The sequence below is a fragment of the Cellvibrio sp. ATLC23 genome (genome assembly GCF_057196725.1).
The window spans coordinates 106,855-124,850 of record NZ_JBXUOS010000001.1 but is presented as its reverse complement, the minus strand read 5'-3'; the positions used below and the strand labels follow the sequence as shown (position 1 = coordinate 124,850).

Here is a 17,996-nt window from a genome sequence, read left to right as displayed (position 1 = left end):
CAGAAGACAGATCTATTCTGCCGGCATTGGCTCAACCAACAATTGTGGATCAACCCGCTCTTCAAACCAGTTCATCCGCCAATCGAGATGAGGACCGGTAGCGCGACCGGTTTTGCCCACTTTAGCGATCGCTTGGCCCTGGGTGATTACATCACCTTTTTTTACCAGCACTTCACTTAAATGAATAAACGTAGATGAGAGGCCGTGCCCATGATCGATAATCAAGGTTCCACCGGAAAAAAACATATCGGGATGCACAAGGGTCACCACACCACCAGCGGGTGCTTTTACCAGAGTTCCCACAGGCTTGGCGATATCGACCCCGTAATGGGGCGAGTTAGGCACGCCATTGTAAAAACGTTGGCTGCCATAAACACCGGTGATCGGGCCAATTAGCGGCCATGTAAATTTTTGCGCAAAAAAAGTCAGCGGCAAGTCACCTTTGCGCGCATCAGCCGCCATTTGCGCTTCGCGCTTGGCGCGCTCAACTTGTGCGGGATCTGGATCAACCGTCCGCTGTGGTACACCGGTCACTTTTTGAATATTGTACGTGCGCTGTTTCACTGCAAACTCATGTTCTTGACGCAAGCCGTCGCTACTGATTGTAATAATTTTTGCATGTCGCGCGGCGTCGCGCCCCAGACCAATAACAAACTCTCCCGCGGGCGATATCTGCAACTTTTTACCACGATACTCAACGAGCGTACCCTGCGGCACTTTGCCAACAATGACGCCCCCCTGCTGCCAGTCTCCTTTTAGTTCGAGCGCGCTAGCGGCCATACTGGCGAACAAAAACACAACAAATGCAGCAGTCTTTTGTAGCATCGCAATAAACTCCAATAACAAAAATAAATTTTGGGCAAAAAAAACGGCAGACTAGCTGCCGTTTTTTATCATTATCTTCAATTAGATAATTTTGTCATCAACACGCAAGATCTTCATCGTATTGGTACCACCCAACAGAGTGGTATCGCCACTAGAGACAATCACAAGGTCACCATTAACCAATGTACCCTGTGCCTTCAACATCTCGATAGCTCGCACAAAGTCTTCTGCGCAAGGAACACTGTCAGTATCAAAGGCGATGGGTTGCACGCCGCGATACAACGCTACTTTGCGCTGGGTACTCACATGACGCGAGAACGCAAAAATAGGCAACTGTGAACCTACGCGAGACATCAAACGAGGTGTACTACCCGATTCGGTAAAACAAATAATGGCTTTCACACCATCCAAGTGGTTGGCAGTAAACATAGAAGCCAATGCGATTGACTCATCAATACTGCTGAACGCTTGATCCATACGGTAGTTATCAAAACTGGCAGTAGGATGTTTTTCCGCACCGAGAATAATGCGCACCATCGCTTCAACTGTCTCTACCGGGAAACTGCCTGCAGCGGTTTCTGCCGAGAGCATTACAGCATCGGTACCATCAAGCACGGCGTTAGCTACGTCAAACACTTCTGCACGAGTTGGCAGCGGGCTATTGATCATAGACTCCATCATTTGCGTTGCGGTGATAACCGTTTTATTCAACGCACGTGAACGCGCAATGATTCGCTTTTGTACGCCGATAAGCGCCGCATCGCCAATCTCAACACCCAAGTCACCACGTGCCACCATTACAGCGTCACTCGCCATAATAATGCCGTCCAGGGTTTCATCATCGGCTACCGCTTCTGCACGCTCAACCTTGGATACCAAGCCGGCACGGCCACCAGCGGCCACCATTAGCTTGCGCGCGAAATTCATATCGTCTGCAGAGCGTGGGAATGAAACCGCAAGATAATCCACATCGATTTCAGCAGCTGTTTTGATGTCAGCAATATCTTTTTCAGTCAGCGCTGGCGCAGTTAACCCGCCACCTTGACGGTTGATACCCTTATTGTTCGACAAAGGGCCTGCCACTTTAGTAGTGGTGTAAATACGAGTACCTTCGATTTTATCAACCGTTAATACTACGCGGCCATCATCCAACAACAGCACATCGCCAGGCTTACAATCATTGGGCAATTCTTTGTAGTCGATTCCCACTTGTTGTTGATTGCCTTCGTCACGCCCCAAGGCGGCATCCAAAATAAACTTGTCGCCAACTTTAAGGTGGATCTTGCCTTCGGCAAAACGTGCCACACGAATTTTTGGTCCTTGCAGATCGCCCAACACCGCTACAAAGCGATTGTGTTTAGCAGCCAGCTCACGAACCATTTCCGCGCGACGCTTATGATCTTCCGGTGAGCCGTGCGAGAAGTTCAAACGAACCACATTCACGCCCGCCAGAATTAATTTTTCCAACACCTCTGCCGACTCAGACGCTGGACCCAAAGTGCTGACGATTTTTGTACGTCTTAACATGATGGGGCTCTCTTATTTAGCGTTCATCAATGCAATTGTGTTGTCCAACATGCGATTGGAGAAACCCCACTCGTTGTCATACCAAGCCAACACTTTTACCCACTTGCCGTACACTTTGGTTTGCAGTGAATCGTAGTTGGAAGAGTGTGGGTTGTGGTTAAAGTCGATAGACACCAGTGGTTCGTCTACATAAGCCAATACACCTGGCATTTCAGTTTCCGCCGCGTTTTTCATCGCTGCATTTACTGCTTCAACACTTACGTCTTTTTCTACCAGTACGTTCAAGTCAACCAAAGAAACGTTGATGGTAGGCACGCGCACAGAAATACCATCCATCTTGCCTTTCAATTCAGGCAACACCAAACCTACCGCTTTGGCAGCGCCAGTGGTAGTTGGGATCATTGATTGGGTGGCGGAACGCGCGCGGTAAATGTCTTTATGAAACACATCAGACAACACCTGATCATTGGTGTAAGAGTGAATGGTCGTCATAGAACCTTGCACAATACCGAAGGTATCATTTAATACTTTTGCCACTGGCGCCAAGCAGTTAGTGGTGCAAGAAGCATTGGAGATAATGGTATCGGTAGCTTTCAATACCTTGTCATTTACACCGAACACTACGGTTGCATCTACATCAGTACCTGGAGCAGAAATGATGACTTTTTTAGCGCCGGCAGCAAGGTGAGCACTGGCTTTTTCTTTGCTGGTGAAAATACCAGTACATTCGTACACAACATCAACATTCAATTCGCCCCAAGGCAATTTGGCTGGGTCGCGCTCAGCGGTAATACGAATCGCATCGCCATTAACAAACATAGTGTCGCCTTCAAATTTCACAGTGCCGCCGAATCCACCGTGAACCGAATCGTATTTAGTGAGGTGCGCATTCAGATGTGCATCACCGAGATCGTTGATTCCAACGATTTGAATTTCGCTGCGCTTGCCTGATTCATATAAAGCACGCAGTACATTGCGACCGATACGACCGTAACCGTTAATTGCCACTCTAATCATTACATTCTCCTAAGTAAAAATTCGCTGATTCTTTTGCTGTAGAGGCGCTGTTTACTGCGCCCTGTTTGTTGTATTTGTAGCGCGCAGCAAGCGGCGCCCTCAGATTAACCGCGCGGCAAGCTGGCTGCTTCGCGAGCCAAGCGCTCAATCTCATCCCAGCGCCCTGCTTTCATCAACTCTTTCGGCGCCATCCAAGTGCCACCTACACAGTGCACATTGGGTAAAGCCAAATAACTGGGCGCCTTAGCCAAATCAATACCGCCAGTTGGGCAGAAAGTAATTTGCGGCAATGGACCAGCAATAGATTTCAACATAGGTACGCCGCCCGCTGCTTCAGCCGGGAAGAATTTCTGGTGAGTAAAACCCTGCACATAGAGATTCATCGCTTCTGTCGGCGTAGCAACGCCAGCAAGTAAGGGAACCGGGCAGGCTTTAGCGGCTTCAATTAATGCAGGAGTAGTGCCTGGGCTTACCAAAAATGTAGAACCCGCCTTTACGGCTTTTTCCAAATCTGCCGGGGTGATAATGGTACCCGCACCGATAACTGCATCATCGGGCAAGTCTTCTACCATGGCGCTGATAGCATCGAGCGCACAAGGTGTACGCAAGGTAATTTCCAATACTTTTAAACCACCGTTATAAAGCGCTCTGGCTAAAGGCACAGCATCTTCAATACGCTCTACCACCATAACGGGTACGACTGGCGCTACTCTGACAATTTGATCGATAGTTAAAGCCACTGTATGTCCCTCGTTGTTCAAAAAAATTTGAAAAACTGATCGAAGATCAGTTCAATATTCAGTAAAAAATCAAGGTGCCCAGTAAATCACAACGGGCACTTTTTGCTGCTGTAATACCGCACGTATAGGCATTTCTTTTACATCTGACCCAGCTTGCGCTGCGCGCAATACGGCCAGTTTCTCATCGCCAGTAATTAACAACACCAGTGATTTAGAACGCAGCAAGCCAGCCAAAGACAAGGTCATACGCTCAACAATTGCACCTGTCACTTCACTTTGGTTAGCGGTAATCGCTGCGCACAATTGTGACGAATCGGGATTTAATGCCTCATCCAAACCCTGGGCATGGGGAAACAAAGAGGCCGTGTGGCCATCGGAGCCCATTCCCAAAATCGTTATATCAAAAGGTTGCGCCAGTTGCTGATAAGCCGCTTCGCAATCTTCAAGCCCTTCGCTTGCCGTTGCCGCAGAGTTTTTCATGCCGACCAAGTTGGCAACAGCCGCTTTATTTTGGATCAAGTGTTTCACAGTAAAAGCTTCATTGCTTTTGTCGTGCTCAAACTCAACCCAGCGCTCGTCAACAAGTGCGACGTAGACAGATTCCCAATTAATATCCGCATCGCTCAGTGCTTTGTACAGTGGCTCTGGCGTACTGCCGCCAGACACCATAAAAGTTGCCTCACCGCGATCCTCAATTGCTTCTCGCAAAGCGGATTCACACTCTGCCTGCAGCGCGGCAATCATCTCCGCACGACTTTCAAACAAACGCTCGCTTACCATTCTTGATCTGCTCCAGACAAAACTTCATCGATAGAGAACCAACGACGGCGATCACTTGCCATCAATTGTGCGGATGCTTGCGGCCCCCAACTACCGGCCATATAGCCGTGCGGTTTGTTTTCCGGGCGCTGCCAAGCTTCGATAATCGGGTCAATCCAAGCCCAAGCCGCGTCAACTTCGGCACGATGGATAAACAAGCTGGCATCACCGGCAGCGGCATCCAGCATCAAACGCTTGTAGGCATCTGAGTAGAAGTCTTTGTAGGTGTCGGCAAAGTTCAGATTTAATACCACCGGACGCAAGTGAGTCTCATGCTTCTCCAAGTCTTTGGAGACCATGATGATTTTAATGCTCTCTTCCGGTTGCAAGCGAATAATCAAACGATTGGGCGTAGCAATTCCTGCTGATTCGGGATAGACACGATGCGCAACATCTTTGTATTGAATTACGATTTCAGCAAAACGCTGCTTCATGCGCTTACCGGTGCGCAGATAAAACGGCACGTTGGCCCAGCGAGAGCTATCGATATAGGCACGAATAGCCACAAATGTTTCAGTATTACTGGCTTGACCTAACTCATCGAGATAACCTGGAACCGCTTTACCGTCCATTTCACCTGCGACATATTGACCACGCACAGTATTGTACTTAACCGTATTGCCTTGTAATGGACGCAAGCTCTCCAATACTTTTAATTTTTCGGCACGAATACGATCAGCAGTCATTTTATTGGGTGACTCCATCGCCACCAGACAAAGCAATTGCAAAATATGGTTTTGCACCATATCGCGCAGTGCACCAGCACCATCATAGAAACCAGCGCGGCCTTCAAGACCAACCGTTTCAGAAATACTGATTTGTACATGGTCGATGGATTTAGCGTCCCACAAATGCTCAAACATGCCATTGGCAAAACGCAGAGCCAACAAGTTTTGTACGGTTTCTTTACCGAGATAATGATCGATACGGAAGATGGCTTCTTCGCGGAAATATTCAGCGATTTGACTATTAATTTCTTCGGCAGTCTTGGCATCGTATCCGAGCGGCTTTTCTACCACTACACGCGCCTTATCGGTAATCAGCCCCATTTCATGCAAATGCTTACAGCAAATACTGAATACAGAGGGCGGTGTTGAGAGATAAAAAACGCGCTGGCTATTGCCGCCCGAATTCAGCAATTGCGCCAGAGCATCCCAGTGCTCATCTTTAGTGGCGATATCAACAAATACCGGAACCAAACACTTGGCAAACTCCTCCCAAGCTGCAGCATCAAACTCATCTGCATTGAGGTGTTTTTCCGCTGCATCACGCACTTTGTCTTTATATTCAGCAACCATTTGAAGATTGCGACAAGTGGGAATAATGCGACAACCTGCAGCCAACGAGCCTTCACGATGGGCGCGATAAAGACCTGGGATCAACTTGCGCAAAGCCAAATCGCCAGCGCCGCCAAAGATGACAAAATCAAATGCTTCAAGCATGAGGGGTAATCCTGTTTGTGAATCTTGAAAAGTGGATTTACTTTTTTAAAAACGAAGACCCCGAACATGGGTCCGGGGTCCGGGATTTAACGGGTTATTACCAGTTAAATACTGTAGCTCCTTCTTCAGCCAAGCCCACTGTGGCACGCAAGGGGGCAAATAATTCGCGTCCCATGCCAAAGTGAACGGCTGATAAATCACATTGAGCAGGTTGGCGAGCACTTAACTCATCCTCACTGACCAGCAGTTGTAAGGTGCCGGATTCAGCATCCAACTCAATCATATCGCCATCGCGAATCAGGCCAATAGGGCCGTTATCCAAGGCTTCAGGTGTCATATGAATCGCTGCCGGAATCTTACCAGAGGCGCCCGACATCCGACCATCCGTCAGGAGCGCGACCTTAAAACCACGATCCTGCAATACACCCAAGGGTGGAGTGAGCTTGTGCAGCTCCGGCATACCGCAGGCTTTTGGCCCCTGAAAACGCACAACTGCAATAAAATCTTTCTCTAAATCACCGCGTTTGAACGCTGATTGCAACTCTTCCTGGCTGTGAAACACAACTGCAGGGGCAACCACTTTGCGATGATCCGGCTTAACGGCTGAGATCTTGATTACCGAGCGACCAATATTGCCCTTGAGCAAACGCATGCCACCCTCTGGGGCGAAAGGTTTGGCAACTGGACGCAACACCGCATCATCAAGGCTTTCCTGCACGCAGTCACGCCAAATTATTTCACCGTTCTCCAAGAATGGTTCTTTGGTATAAGCAGACAAACCTGCGCCACCCATGACCGTTTTAACATCGTCATGCAACAGACCGGCGTTGCGCAGCTCGCGCATCAGGAAGCCCATACCGCCTACCGCTTGGAAGCGATTTACATCGGCCAAACCATTCGGATAGATTCGGCACATGAGCGGAATTATATCTGAAATGTCAGACAAATCCTGCCAGTTAATCAATACGCCTGCAGCGCGAGCGATAGCAACTATATGCATAGCATGATTAGTTGACCCACCCGTTGCCATCAAACCCACTATGCCATTCACAATAGATTTTTCGGTGACTATATCGGCAAGAGTGACAGGATCATCGCGGGTAATACGTGCCAACTGGTGCACCGAGGCGCGTGTAAGCGCTTCACGCATGGGCGTATAAGGGTTGATAAAGGTACTGCCGGGCAGATGTATGCCCATGATTTCCATCAACATTTGATTGGTGTTAGCCGTACCGTAAAAGGTACAGGTGCCCGCACTGTGGTACGAGGCACTCTCAGCCGCTAACAGCTCTTTACGGCCCACTTTGCCCTCGGCAAACAATTGGCGCGCCTTGGCTTTTTCCGCATTAGGTAACCCGGGAGTCATGGGACCTGCGGGGATAAAAATAATGGGCAACTGGCCAAACGACAGCGCACCAATCATCAAACCTGGAACGATTTTATCGCACACGCCAAGGCAGATAGCACTGTCAAACATATCGTGGGAGAGAGCAATCGCGGTACTCATTGCGATCACATCGCGACTAAACAGCGATAGCTCCATGCCAGGGAAACCCTGAGTTACGCCATCACACATCGCCGGAACACCACCCGCCATTTGCGCGGTCATGCCCATTTCTTTGGCCGCTGCTTTAATCGGCTCAAGATACTCACCGTATGGCACGTGCGCCGAAAGCATTTCATTATAGGAATTGACTACTCCGATATTAGCTGCCTGACCTTCGGCCAACGCTTCTTTATCGGCGGTATTGCAGGCGGCAAACCCATGGGCAAGGTTGGCACAACCCAGATTATGACGCGCAGGCCCTTTGCGGCGGAATTTATTCACCCGTGCGAGGTAGGCAGCGCGAGAGTCGCGGCTGCGGCTAATAATTCGCTCGGTAATTTCAATAAGTCGTGGATCTGTGTTCAATACATCAGTCATGGGAATACCATTGCTCGTGGGGCTGTATCTATCGCAAACCTTGGGTTTGCGCACAATTGCGCCGGGTACGTTGCCCGGCGCTTTGGTTTTTCTGTCTCTCAGCTAGCTGATTACTTACTCTTAATTACTTTGCGCTTTGGCGCGTTTGTAGAAATCGATCAAATTGCGCGTGGATGCATCGTGCTTGGAATTGGTCTCTTTGGCCAGATCCAGCTCAGGCTGAATACCGGCGGCCAACACTTTGCCCAGCTCTACACCCCATTGATCGAATGAATGAATGCGCCAAATGATACCTTGAACAAAAATTTTGTGCTCATAAAGCGCGATTAAGGCGCCGAGTGAGCGCGCATCGACCTTGTTCAGTAAGAATGTATTGGTGGGGCGATTACCGCGATGCACCTTGTGTTCCACAATCTCTTCGATGCGTGCAGGACTCATGCCTTTGGCACTTAATTCACGACGCACCTGATCCGCATCAATACCCAGCATCAGCGCTTGAGTCTGGGCAAAGAAGTTCGCCATCAACGCATCGTGATGCCCTTCTACCGCCACTGTAGGTGCGATCGAACCAATAAAATCAGCCGGGATAATATCCGTACCCTGATGCAGCATTTGATAGAACGCATGTTGGCCATTGATCCCCACCTCGCCCCACACCAAGGGCACGCTGCCGTAGCTGATCTGTTCGCCCGCCCAGTTCACCGATTTGCCGTTACTTTCCATCTCCGCTTGCTGCATATAAGCAGGGAAGCGATGCAGGCATTGATCGTAAGGAAGCAGCGCCTGTGCCGGATAACCAAGGAAGTTGCGATTCCAGATACCCACCAAGGCCAACATTACCGGCGCATTTTCCGCCAGCGGTGCGGTTTGGAAATGCTGATCCATTTCATAAGCGCCTTGCAGCAACTCATCAAACAGCTCGTACCCAAGCGACAACACAATCGGCAAACCGATGGCCGACCAGAGCGAGAAGCGGCCACCGACCCAATCCCACATATCAAAAATATTTTCTTCTGCTATGCCAAAGGCAGTAACCAACTTGCGATTCGTCGATACCGCAACAAAGTGCTTGGCAATTGCCGCCTTATCACCTGCCGCCGCCATAAACCACTGCTCTGCGGTGCGCGCATTAGTCATGGTTTCTTGGGTGGTGAAGGTTTTGGATGAGATAACAAATAAGGTGGTTTCAGGATTCAAGCCAGCGAGTACTTCAGCAATCTGCACCCCGTCAATATTGGAAACAAAATGCATGGTGAAGCGTTTATCGCTGTAATCCTTGAGCGCTTCACAGACCATCAACGGGCCTAAATTGGAACCGCCAATACCGATACTAACAATGTCAGTAATGGTTTTGCCGGTGAAACCGATCCACTCGCCTGAACGCAGTTTTTCGCTCAGTTTGCGCATACGCTCTAGCTCGGCATTAATCGCCGGACGGGCATCAGCCGCGTCAATCACAATAGGATTGGAGGATTTATCGCGCAGGGCAACATGCATAACAGCGCGATCTTCTGTGGCATTGATGTGCTCAGCAGCAAACATTTTGCCGCGCCAACTCTCAACATTCGACTCCTTCGCCAACGCGAGCAATGCGGCTTTGGTTTCATCGGTTATTAAATTTTTGGAGTAATCGAACAGTAGAGTGGATAATTGCAGGGAGAACTTATCAAAACGGTTATCGTCAGCGGCAAACAAGTCTTTCAGGTGCTGGGACTTCATTTGAGCTGCGTGGGCAGCAAGGGTTTTCCACGAGGGCAAATCGGTAGGACGCACATCAGGGTTAGTCATTTCTACTCCACAAACAAAAATGCCTAGGCGATATACCTAAACAAGTGGTTGATTTCTATTCTGTTGGTTTGAGTCCGACCCGACTCCGACAAGTAGTGAAGGATAACCTTCCTACCAGTTTCAAAGTTATATGCTTACCATCCTAGAATTAAGCGTTTCAGCGCAAACCAAACTGGCAAGTTACGAATGCGCCGAACATTCATCTCAATAAAAGCAGCAGTCATTGCGTGACAACAACACAAAAACAGCATAATTGCTGCGAGAATTGCGCTGTTTAAAAAGGCCGCTATGATAGGCAGATGGGTTTTGAGTGTCAATTAAAGCGCAGTGTTTACTAAAGCGATAAATATATTGAAATGATGTGAAAATCCCCTTAACCACTAAAAATCCCGCAGCAACTATTAACCGTACAGCCCTTAGGCCCCTTGCATGCAAATAAATAAAAACAGTGTTCCCTTTCTTGGAGTTATCGAAGGTTTTTTTGGCCGCAGCTGGAGCTGGGAAGATCGAAAAAATTACGCGCAATTTCTTGCGCTAAATAAGTACAATTTTTACATCTATGCACCAAAAAGCGACAAAAATTTACGCATGGATTGGCAGCAAGATTGGTCTGCGAAAACAAAAGAAGAGTTGATTAACTTACGTCAGTTTTATCGCAGCGCGAATGTGGACTTTGGCATTGGCCTTAGCCCCCATGAAATTTATCTGAGCGACTCACGCGATCAACGCGCACAGCTCAATCAACGCATTGAACAGATCAACCAGTTAGCGCCAGACATACTGTGTATTTTATTTGATGACATGCGCGGTGATATTCCACAACTCGCGCAGATTCAAACGGATATCGCCCATCAAGCAGCAGCGATCAGCAATGCAAAAAAAATTATTTTTTGCCCAACCTATTACAGTTTTGATCCAGTATTAGAAAAGGTGTTCGGCACTATGCCAGAGAATTACTGGCAAACTTTTGCGCAACAATTGGATAAAAGTATCGATATATTTTGGACTGGTGAAAAAGTTTGCTCGGCACAATACTCCGCCGAACACCTGGCGCAAGTAACTGAGCTAATCGGCCGCAAGCCATTTCTGTGGGATAACTACCCTGTTAACGACGGCGCAGTAAAATCCAATCTACTGCAGCTGCGCGCATTTGATCAGAGCCACAGCCAGCTTGCCGACAAAGTTGCCGGGCATGCAGTCAACCCGATGAATCAACCCTGGTTATCACAAATCCCCTTGGCCAGCTTGCCGCTAGCTTATCGCGAGCAAACACACTACTCCACCAGTAGCGCGTTTACTCAAATTTGTAACAACCTTTGCGGTGCGGAACTGGCAGAGCAATTACAACGGGATATACATCAATTACAAGATCGGGGATTAAAAAAACTTACGCAAGAAGAACGACAAAATCTGCGCGTGACTTATCGACAATTTCATAACAGCCCATACGCACAAGAAATACTTGCCTGGCTCAATGATGAATACCAATTTGACCCAGCTTGTTTGACTGAATAACTATTTCAGTAACAGCGATTGAATCCATTTTGACATAGAGGCAACTTGTTCCATGCAAACCGTATGCTCCATAGGGTAGGATTCATAAGCCACATTGCAACCGCGATCTTGTAACAGGCGATATGCCCGCTGACCCAGCGTTTCATTCACAACCGGATCGCGGCTGCCATGCTGAATTAAGATCGGCGTGTGCTGGTTGGCAGGGTCAATACTGGCACTGGCGTGAGTGGCAAAATAACTCGACAAAATTAACAGCCCCGCCAGCGGTTTTGCATAGGTCAGCCCAGCGTGGTAAGCCACTGCACCGCCCTGAGAAAAACCTACCAGAATAATATTTTCACTCGCTACACCGCGCGAAATTTCGCGCTCAATTAAAGACTGAACCGCTTCAGCGCTGGCAATCAGTTGCGTCTCATCAACTTTGCGCTCCAGATTCATTTCTAAAATATCGTACCAGGCAGGCATCACATAACCCGCATTAATCGTTACCGGCATTTGTGGCGCATGGGGGAAAATAAAACGCACCGACAAATCCTTGGGCAAGCGCAACTCGGGCACCAATGGAGCAAAATCATTTCCATCCGCGCCCAAACCATGGAGCCAAATAACACTGGCGACCACTGGAAGATGGGGTTGGCTTAGAACTTCAACACAAGGTAAATACTCCATAACCACTCTCTTTTCACTGAAATATTGTTTAATTTTTACTCAAAAAAATTACTGGCCGGTAATATTGCTGACAATTTCGCGATTGAGCAAGTAGAGCGCTACACACAACCCGCAAAATCCCACTACACTTGACTCAAGGATTAACAAACCACATATCGGAACTATTAATCACCTCGAAATTAATGAATAGCCGATTGAAGGCAAAAACAACTAATGATTGCTACGGCTAGCCGGAATTACTGCATCTTCGATACTAAGGAATACTATGAGCAACCAAAATCACAACCAAGCTATCACTCAAGAAGCCAACAAACTTGAAACCGTCAGCGCCTTGATTGCCCCTATCGACCAACTGAATATTTTATCTAAAGTAGAAGTCACCAAATTATTAGATTCCAGCCAAAGCGGCTTGTACAAACTATTTCGCAGCTGCGCACTTGCCGTACTCAATACCGGCAACGATACCGATAACGGCAAAGAGCTGCTGGAGCGTTACAAAGATTTTGATATCAGTATCGTACAAGAAGAGCGCGGCATAAAACTGTCTGTCAAAAATGCACCTGGCAATGCATTTGTCGGCGGCAAAATGATTCGCGGTATTAGCGAGCATTTATTTACCGTATTGCGCGATGTGATTTACAACAATGATGAACTTTACGGCAATCCTAAATTTAATGTGCAAACATCGGAAGGCATTACCGATGCAGTTTTTCACATGCTGCGCAATGCCAATTTGATGAAACCCGGCCTTGATCCCAACTTGGTAGTTTGCTGGGGAGGCCACTCAATTAATCGCGTTGAGTACGACTACACCAAAGTGGTTGGTTATGAATTGGGTTTGCGCGGTTTGGATATTTGCACCGGCTGCGGCCCAGGCGCGATGAAAGGGCCAATGAAAGGCGCGACCATCGGCCATGCCAAACAACGTATTACCAATGGCCGTTACATTGGTATCACCGAGCCGGGCATTATCGCTGCCGAAGCGCCTAACCCGATTGTGAATAAACTCACCATCATGCCGGATATTGAAAAACGCCTCGAAGCGTTTGTACGTCTTGGTCACGGCATTATTGTATTCCCCGGTGGCGCAGGCACCGCCGAAGAAATTTTATATATTCTGGGGTTATTGTTGCATCCCGATAATAAAGATATCCCCTTCCCGCTTATTTTTACCGGCCCAGAAAGCTCAGCGGAATACTTCGCTCGCATCGATAAATTTATTGGCGATACACTTGGCCCAGAGGCGCAAGCGCACTACAAAATTATCGTTAATGATCCCGCTGCTGTCGCCCACGAAATGAAAGAGGGCATAAAAAAAGTACGCGAATTCCGCAAGCACAGCGACGATGCCTATTATTTTAACTGGCAGTTAAAAATCAGCCCAGACCTACAACAGCCCTTTGCCCCAACCCACGAGAATATGCGCAATCTGGAACTGCATAAGAACCAGCCAGTCAACCAGTTGGCCGCTAATCTGCGCCGGGCGTTTTCCGGCATTGTGGCAGGCAATGTCAAAGAAGAAGGTATTCTCGCCATCGAACAACACGGTCACTTTGAATTGCACGGGGATTACGAAATCATGCACCCGGTCGACGAGTTACTGGAATCCTTTGCTCGCCAAAACCGGATGAAATTACCTGGGCGCGAGTATATTCCCTGCTATAAAGTTATAAAGTAAGTGCTCGGCTAGACTTAAGTGATCTAGGGTGTAGTCAATGTCTCACAACAACTAGCGACTTTAGCGACTATTCTGCCGCTAGCCTTAGGGAGATAATGATCACATCAAGGAAGTAGACAATGATGTGCACTGGCCAGGCAAGGTCAATGGATGCGCCCACCTGTTAGGGACGCGATGTCGGATGACATCAAAGGATTGCACTAGCGCAAGAGGAAAGGCGGTCAGGGATACGAAAGGAAGTCGACGCAAATTGACTACTTCTACTTAGGGATAGTAACTGTACGGGGTCACTTTTGTGGCCCCTACTCATTTCTGAGCCATGCTTTTTAATTAAATAGCACGCATCACAAGTCGACGGAACCCGTCGAATCCAATTCTCGCCGCGCCTGTTTTTCTTTACGTTTCTGCTCCCGCCTCGCCGCAAAAAAATCACTGAGTTGATGCTGACACTGTTGCGCCATCAAACCGCCTGCAAAATCCACCTTGTGATTAAAATAATCGTGATCCAATAATTGCGATTTGCTCACCACTGCGCCCGCTTTAGTTTCGGTTGTACCAAATACCAAACGCGCAATTCGCGCATGCACTAACGCTCCGACACACATAGTGCAAGGCTCGAGGGTGACGTAAATGGTTGCGCCCACCAAACGATAATTTTGAACCTGACTTGCTGCTTGGCGCAGTGCGATAACTTCTGCGTGGGCAGTTGGATCATGGCTGGTTATTGGTTGATTAAATCCTTCTCCGATGATTTTTTCATCCCGCACAATGACCGCGCCTACCGGCACCTCGCCAATCGCCTCACCTTTTGCGGCGAGCGCGATGGCGTATTCCATCCAACGTTTATCTTCTGCTGAAAATTTTTTGCCACTCTCGGGATAATGTTCTTGATCAACAATACTCACGAATTTTTTACTTCCACTAAAGGCGCCAAATAATTTGCCAGTTCCTGCTCGGTTAATGCGCGCACAAAACGAAAGCGTGGTATGGTTTCGCCCGCCAGCTCAACCGTTTCCATAAACATTTCTAATGGGCGCACCCACCAGGAATAGTCGCCGTACAAGCAGCGATAAAAGACCATAGGTTCACGGGTTTCACTGTGCGTCGCCACCTGAAATACAAAATAGTCATTGCCTTTGTAGTGACGATACAAACCGGATTTCAATTTCATTGTGATTACCTTAAATAACACCCGCGGTTTTTAACTCAGCAATTTGCACTGGCGATAAATTTAATATCGCTTGCAAGATTTCTTGCGTGTGGCTGCCGATTTCACCACCGGGCCAGTCAGTGCGCCCGGGCGTGTCGGCCAACTTAGGCAGTATTGCCGGAATCTTTAAGGGTTTGCCATTGATTTCGACCTGCTCAAACATACCGCGCGCGTTGAAGTGCGGGTCAGCAAACATATCTTGCGCATTGTAGATTGGCCCACCGGGCACGCGCGCCTGTTCCAACAATTGCAAAATTTCATCGGCATCTTTACTCATGCACCATGCCGCCAATGCATTATCAATCTCCAATTCGTGCGCAACACGCCCTGCATTATTAGCCATGCGCGGATCATTGGCCATTTCCGGATGACCGGCAATTTCCATCAAGCGCTGAAAGATCGAATCACCATTGCCACCAATCACTACGTATTTACCATTTTTGCAGCGATAAGTATTGGTAGGCACAATGCCCGTCACCGTGGTGCCGGAAGGCTCGCGAATCACACCCGCACCGGAAAATTCCGGCACCACGGCTTCCATTAAATTAAACATAGATTCATAGAGGGCAACATCTACCACCTGCCCTGCGCCGTTTTCATTTCGCTCGCGCTCCAATAAAGCCAATGCGATACCAAGCGCTGCGTGAATGCCGGAAATCGTATCGCCAATGCTCAAATTGGGGCGCACCGGTGCTTGATCGGGAAAACCATTTACATAGCGAAAACCACTCATACCTTCGCAGACAGAGGCAAAACCCGGTTTGCTGGCATAGGGGCCTGTTTGACCGTAACCGGAAATGCGCGCATATACCAGCTTGGGATTCGTTTTTTTAATCTCGTCGGGCCCCAGCCCCCAATTTTCCATCACCCCTGGGCGGAAGTTTTCGATTACCACATCGGCGCTATCCATCAATTGTCGCGCAATGTGTTGGCCTTCCGCTTTTTTTAAATCCAGCGTGATACTTTTTTTATTGCGCCCGATACTACGCCACCAATGCGATGTGCCATTTTCCAATACCCGCCAACCGCGAATAGGATCACCCTCCGGCGGCTCGATTTTTATTACTTCCGCACCGAAATAACCAAGCATACAGCCCGCAAAAGGCCCAGCGAGTAACTGGCCGATTTCGATTATGCGAATGCCATCGAGAGGGCGACGAGCCTGCGAAGAGTTAATCATTTATTTTCACCTTACAAAGTGCTCACTCTAAGTTAAGAATAATTTTCCCTATATGTTGATTCGATTCCATACGCATATGTGCAGCGGCAACCTGCGCAAAAGGAAATACTGAATCAATCACCGGCTCAATAGTTTTGTTGTTTAATTGTGGCCAGACTTTCTCTTCCAGCTCGCGGGCAATCGCGGCTTTGGTTGCTGTGGATTGAGCGCGCAGTGTGGAGCCAGTCAAGGTGAGCCGCTTTAACATCAAGGGCATAAAATCCACTTGGGCTTTGCTGCCCTGCAAAAAGGCGATATTCACGATACGACCCTCTTTTGCAGCGGCCGAAATATTGCGCTGGATAAAATCGCCACCGACCATATCTAAAATCACATTCACGCCCTGCCCGTGCGTGTGTTCTTTAATGAGAGTAACAAAATCTTGCTCATGATAATTAATGGGAATTGCACCAAGCGCACTAATTGCCGCACATTTTCCAGCTGACCCGGCCGTTGCAAATACGTGCACGCCTGCAGCGCGCGCCAATTGAATTGCCGCCGTGCCTATACCACTTGCACCGCCGTGAATTAACACACTTTCGCCCGCTGTTAAGTGCGCACGCTGAAATAGGTTATGCCAAACCGTAAAAAAAGTTTCGGGCAGCGCGGCAGCTTGCACATAGGAAAACCCCGGCGGTATTGGCAAACACTGAGCGGCAGGTGCCAGCGAATAATCCGCATAACCACCGCCATTGACCAACGCACAAACCTTATCGCCAAGCTGCCAGCGTTTTACATTGTAACCGCAGGCAATTATTTCACCCGCCACTTCCAAGCCTAAAATAGGTGATGCATCGGCAGGCGCTGGATACGCACCTTGCCGCTGTAAAATATCCGGGCGATTAATGCCTGCAGCATACACACGGATTAATACTTCATCGGCGTTTGGCTGCGGAACCACCATGGTTTGCAATTCCAACTGCTCAACGCCACCAGGATTTTTTAATGCGATAAATTTCATCATAGCCAATGCATCATGGTTCAAGGCGTTGAATTAACCAAGAGCCATCGGATTGCAAGTTGTATTGAAAACTATCATGCAGGCGCGCAGCACCGCCTTGCCAGAATTCAATTTGATGAGGTTTAACCCTAAATCCGCCCCAAAAGTCTGGAACCGGAATTTCACCCTTGGCAAATTTATTTTTCATGGCCTCAAATTGCTGCATCAAGAGCGCGCGCGACGAAATCGGGCGGCTCTGCTGTGAAGCCCAAGCTCCCAACTGACTATCGCGCGGGCGCGAGACAAAATATTTCAACACTTCTGCTTTCGACAATTGTTCTACCACACCGCACACTTTTACCTGTCGCTCCAAAAAGTGCCAGGGAAAATGCAAACTGATTTTGGGATTTTGTTTTAGCTCTTGCGCTTTGCGACTATTGAGATTGGTGTAAAACACAAAGCCTTTTTCATCCAGATGTTTTAATAGCACTATGCGCTGCGATGGCTGTCCAACCGCATCCACCGTGGCGATAGTCATCGCATTCGGGTCGGGAATACCTGCTTTGATTGTCTGCTGCATCCAGCGGTCAAATTGCTCAAGGGGATTATCCAACAAGTCATCGCGCTCCAATCCACCTTGGGTGTATTCGCGGCGAAAAGTGTCGAGATTTAATTCCATACTA

At 48.4% G+C, this 17,996-nt stretch carries 16 protein-coding genes; 2 read left to right on the top strand and 14 right to left on the bottom strand.

Translation table 11 applies throughout. From position 1 onward, the window contains the following. Window positions 1–12: 12 nt before the first annotated feature. The 8 genes from AC2CG4_RS00535 to pgi form a co-directional block, all read right to left on the bottom strand. Window positions 13–825 carry a M23 family metallopeptidase gene (locus AC2CG4_RS00535; RefSeq protein ID WP_484484394.1) on the bottom strand — a complete coding sequence of 271 codons (813 nt, stop codon included), beginning with the start codon at window positions 823–825 and terminating at the stop codon, window positions 13–15. Window positions 826–906: 81 nt separating this feature from the next. Continuing rightward, window positions 907–2,352, bottom strand: coding sequence for a pyruvate kinase (gene pyk, locus AC2CG4_RS00530; RefSeq protein WP_484484393.1), 1,446 nt, complete (start codon window positions 2,350–2,352; stop codon window positions 907–909). A 12-nt stretch (window positions 2,353–2,364) separates the two neighbouring features. Beyond that, on the bottom strand, window positions 2,365–3,369 hold the full coding sequence (gap, locus tag AC2CG4_RS00525) for a type I glyceraldehyde-3-phosphate dehydrogenase (protein WP_484484392.1): 1,005 nt from the start codon (window positions 3,367–3,369) through the stop codon (window positions 2,365–2,367). Window positions 3,370–3,473: 104 nt separating this feature from the next. Then, window positions 3,474–4,109, bottom strand: a complete 636-nt coding sequence (gene eda, locus AC2CG4_RS00520) for a bifunctional 4-hydroxy-2-oxoglutarate aldolase/2-dehydro-3-deoxy-phosphogluconate aldolase (protein WP_007642915.1) — start codon at window positions 4,107–4,109, stop codon at window positions 3,474–3,476. Window positions 4,110–4,178: 69 nt separating this feature from the next. Next, window positions 4,179–4,889, bottom strand: a complete 711-nt coding sequence (gene pgl / locus AC2CG4_RS00515; RefSeq protein ID WP_484484391.1) for a 6-phosphogluconolactonase — start codon at window positions 4,887–4,889, stop codon at window positions 4,179–4,181. Then, window positions 4,883–6,370 carry a glucose-6-phosphate dehydrogenase gene (zwf, locus tag AC2CG4_RS00510; protein ID WP_062060695.1) on the bottom strand — a complete coding sequence of 496 codons (1,488 nt, stop codon included), beginning with the start codon at window positions 6,368–6,370 and terminating at the stop codon, window positions 4,883–4,885. Before zwf ends, pgl begins: the two co-directional genes overlap by 7 nt. A 97-nt stretch (window positions 6,371–6,467) precedes the next feature. Beyond that, on the bottom strand, window positions 6,468–8,294 hold the full coding sequence (gene edd / locus AC2CG4_RS00505) for a phosphogluconate dehydratase (RefSeq protein ID WP_484484390.1): 1,827 nt from the start codon (window positions 8,292–8,294) through the stop codon (window positions 6,468–6,470). 120 nt (window positions 8,295–8,414) lie between these two features. Beyond that, window positions 8,415–10,082, bottom strand: coding sequence for a glucose-6-phosphate isomerase (pgi, locus tag AC2CG4_RS00500; RefSeq protein ID WP_484484389.1), 1,668 nt, complete (start codon window positions 10,080–10,082; stop codon window positions 8,415–8,417). A gap of 429 nt (window positions 10,083–10,511) precedes the next feature. On the opposite strand from pgi, the gene AC2CG4_RS00495 reads away from it, so the two are divergent. Next, window positions 10,512–11,597 carry a beta-N-acetylglucosaminidase domain-containing protein gene (locus tag AC2CG4_RS00495; RefSeq protein ID WP_484484388.1) on the top strand — a complete coding sequence of 362 codons (1,086 nt, stop codon included), beginning with the start codon at window positions 10,512–10,514 and terminating at the stop codon, window positions 11,595–11,597. On the opposite strand, the gene AC2CG4_RS00490 is transcribed toward AC2CG4_RS00495, so the two are convergent. After that, window positions 11,598–12,266 (bottom strand): alpha/beta hydrolase, encoded by a 669-nt coding sequence (locus tag AC2CG4_RS00490; RefSeq protein ID WP_484484387.1) that lies wholly within the window; start codon window positions 12,264–12,266, stop codon window positions 11,598–11,600. It lies immediately after the preceding gene. 265 nt (window positions 12,267–12,531) lie between these two features. On the opposite strand from AC2CG4_RS00490, the gene ppnN reads away from it, so the two are divergent. Next, window positions 12,532–13,944: a nucleotide 5'-monophosphate nucleosidase PpnN gene (gene ppnN / locus AC2CG4_RS00485; protein ID WP_484484386.1), complete on the top strand. Its 1,413-nt coding sequence runs from the start codon at window positions 12,532–12,534 to the stop codon at window positions 13,942–13,944. Between the two features lie 344 nt (window positions 13,945–14,288). Here the strand turns inward: ppnN and tadA are convergent, their stop codons facing one another. The 5 genes from tadA to pdxH are packed head-to-tail and all read right to left on the bottom strand — an operon-like array spanning window position 14,289 to window position 17,992. After that, complete coding sequence (gene tadA / locus AC2CG4_RS00480; RefSeq protein WP_484484385.1) at window positions 14,289–14,849, bottom strand: tRNA adenosine(34) deaminase TadA; 561 nt, start codon at window positions 14,847–14,849, stop codon at window positions 14,289–14,291. Further along, window positions 14,846–15,115 (bottom strand): DUF1653 domain-containing protein, encoded by a 270-nt coding sequence (locus AC2CG4_RS00475; RefSeq protein WP_484484384.1) that lies wholly within the window; start codon window positions 15,113–15,115, stop codon window positions 14,846–14,848. The genes tadA and AC2CG4_RS00475 overlap by 4 nt, the downstream gene beginning before the upstream one ends. 10 nt (window positions 15,116–15,125) lie before the next feature. Next, entirely contained in the window at window positions 15,126–16,334 is a 1,209-nt protein-coding gene (locus AC2CG4_RS00470) for a CaiB/BaiF CoA transferase family protein (RefSeq protein WP_484484383.1), read from the bottom strand. A gap of 22 nt (window positions 16,335–16,356) precedes the next feature. Beyond that, window positions 16,357–17,334 (bottom strand): NAD(P)H-quinone oxidoreductase, encoded by a 978-nt coding sequence (locus AC2CG4_RS00465; protein ID WP_484484851.1) that lies wholly within the window; start codon window positions 17,332–17,334, stop codon window positions 16,357–16,359. 13 nt (window positions 17,335–17,347) lie between these two features. Next, window positions 17,348–17,992 carry a pyridoxamine 5'-phosphate oxidase gene (gene pdxH, locus AC2CG4_RS00460; RefSeq protein ID WP_484484382.1) on the bottom strand — a complete coding sequence of 215 codons (645 nt, stop codon included), beginning with the start codon at window positions 17,990–17,992 and terminating at the stop codon, window positions 17,348–17,350. Window positions 17,993–17,996 lie beyond the last annotated feature (4 nt).

Bases quoted from the DNA above. Each gene is read 5' to 3' on its own strand.
- pdxH (WP_484484382.1), bottom strand. From the start codon at position 17,992: ATGGAATTAAATCTCGACACTTTTCGCCGCGAATACACCCAAGGTGGA.
- AC2CG4_RS00475 (WP_484484384.1), bottom strand. From the start codon at position 15,115: ATGAAATTGAAATCCGGTTTGTATCGTCACTACAAAGGCAATGACTAT.
- AC2CG4_RS00465 (WP_484484851.1), bottom strand. From the start codon at position 17,334: ATGAAATTTATCGCATTAAAAAATCCTGGTGGCGTTGAGCAGTTGGAA.
- AC2CG4_RS00490 (WP_484484387.1), bottom strand. From the start codon at position 12,266: ATGGAGTATTTACCTTGTGTTGAAGTTCTAAGCCAACCCCATCTTCCA.
- zwf (WP_062060695.1), bottom strand. From the start codon at position 6,370: ATGCTTGAAGCATTTGATTTTGTCATCTTTGGCGGCGCTGGCGATTTG.
- AC2CG4_RS00495 (WP_484484388.1), top strand. From the start codon at position 10,512: ATGCAAATAAATAAAAACAGTGTTCCCTTTCTTGGAGTTATCGAAGGT.
- AC2CG4_RS00535 (WP_484484394.1), bottom strand. From the start codon at position 825: ATGCTACAAAAGACTGCTGCATTTGTTGTGTTTTTGTTCGCCAGTATG.
- edd (WP_484484390.1), bottom strand. From the start codon at position 8,294: ATGACTGATGTATTGAACACAGATCCACGACTTATTGAAATTACCGAG.
- pgl (WP_484484391.1), bottom strand. From the start codon at position 4,889: ATGGTAAGCGAGCGTTTGTTTGAAAGTCGTGCGGAGATGATTGCCGCG.
- pyk (WP_484484393.1), bottom strand. From the start codon at position 2,352: ATGTTAAGACGTACAAAAATCGTCAGCACTTTGGGTCCAGCGTCTGAG.
- pgi (WP_484484389.1), bottom strand. From the start codon at position 10,082: ATGACTAACCCTGATGTGCGTCCTACCGATTTGCCCTCGTGGAAAACC.
- gap (WP_484484392.1), bottom strand. From the start codon at position 3,369: ATGATTAGAGTGGCAATTAACGGTTACGGTCGTATCGGTCGCAATGTA.
- ppnN (WP_484484386.1), top strand. From the start codon at position 12,532: ATGAGCAACCAAAATCACAACCAAGCTATCACTCAAGAAGCCAACAAA.
- AC2CG4_RS00470 (WP_484484383.1), bottom strand. From the start codon at position 16,334: ATGATTAACTCTTCGCAGGCTCGTCGCCCTCTCGATGGCATTCGCATA.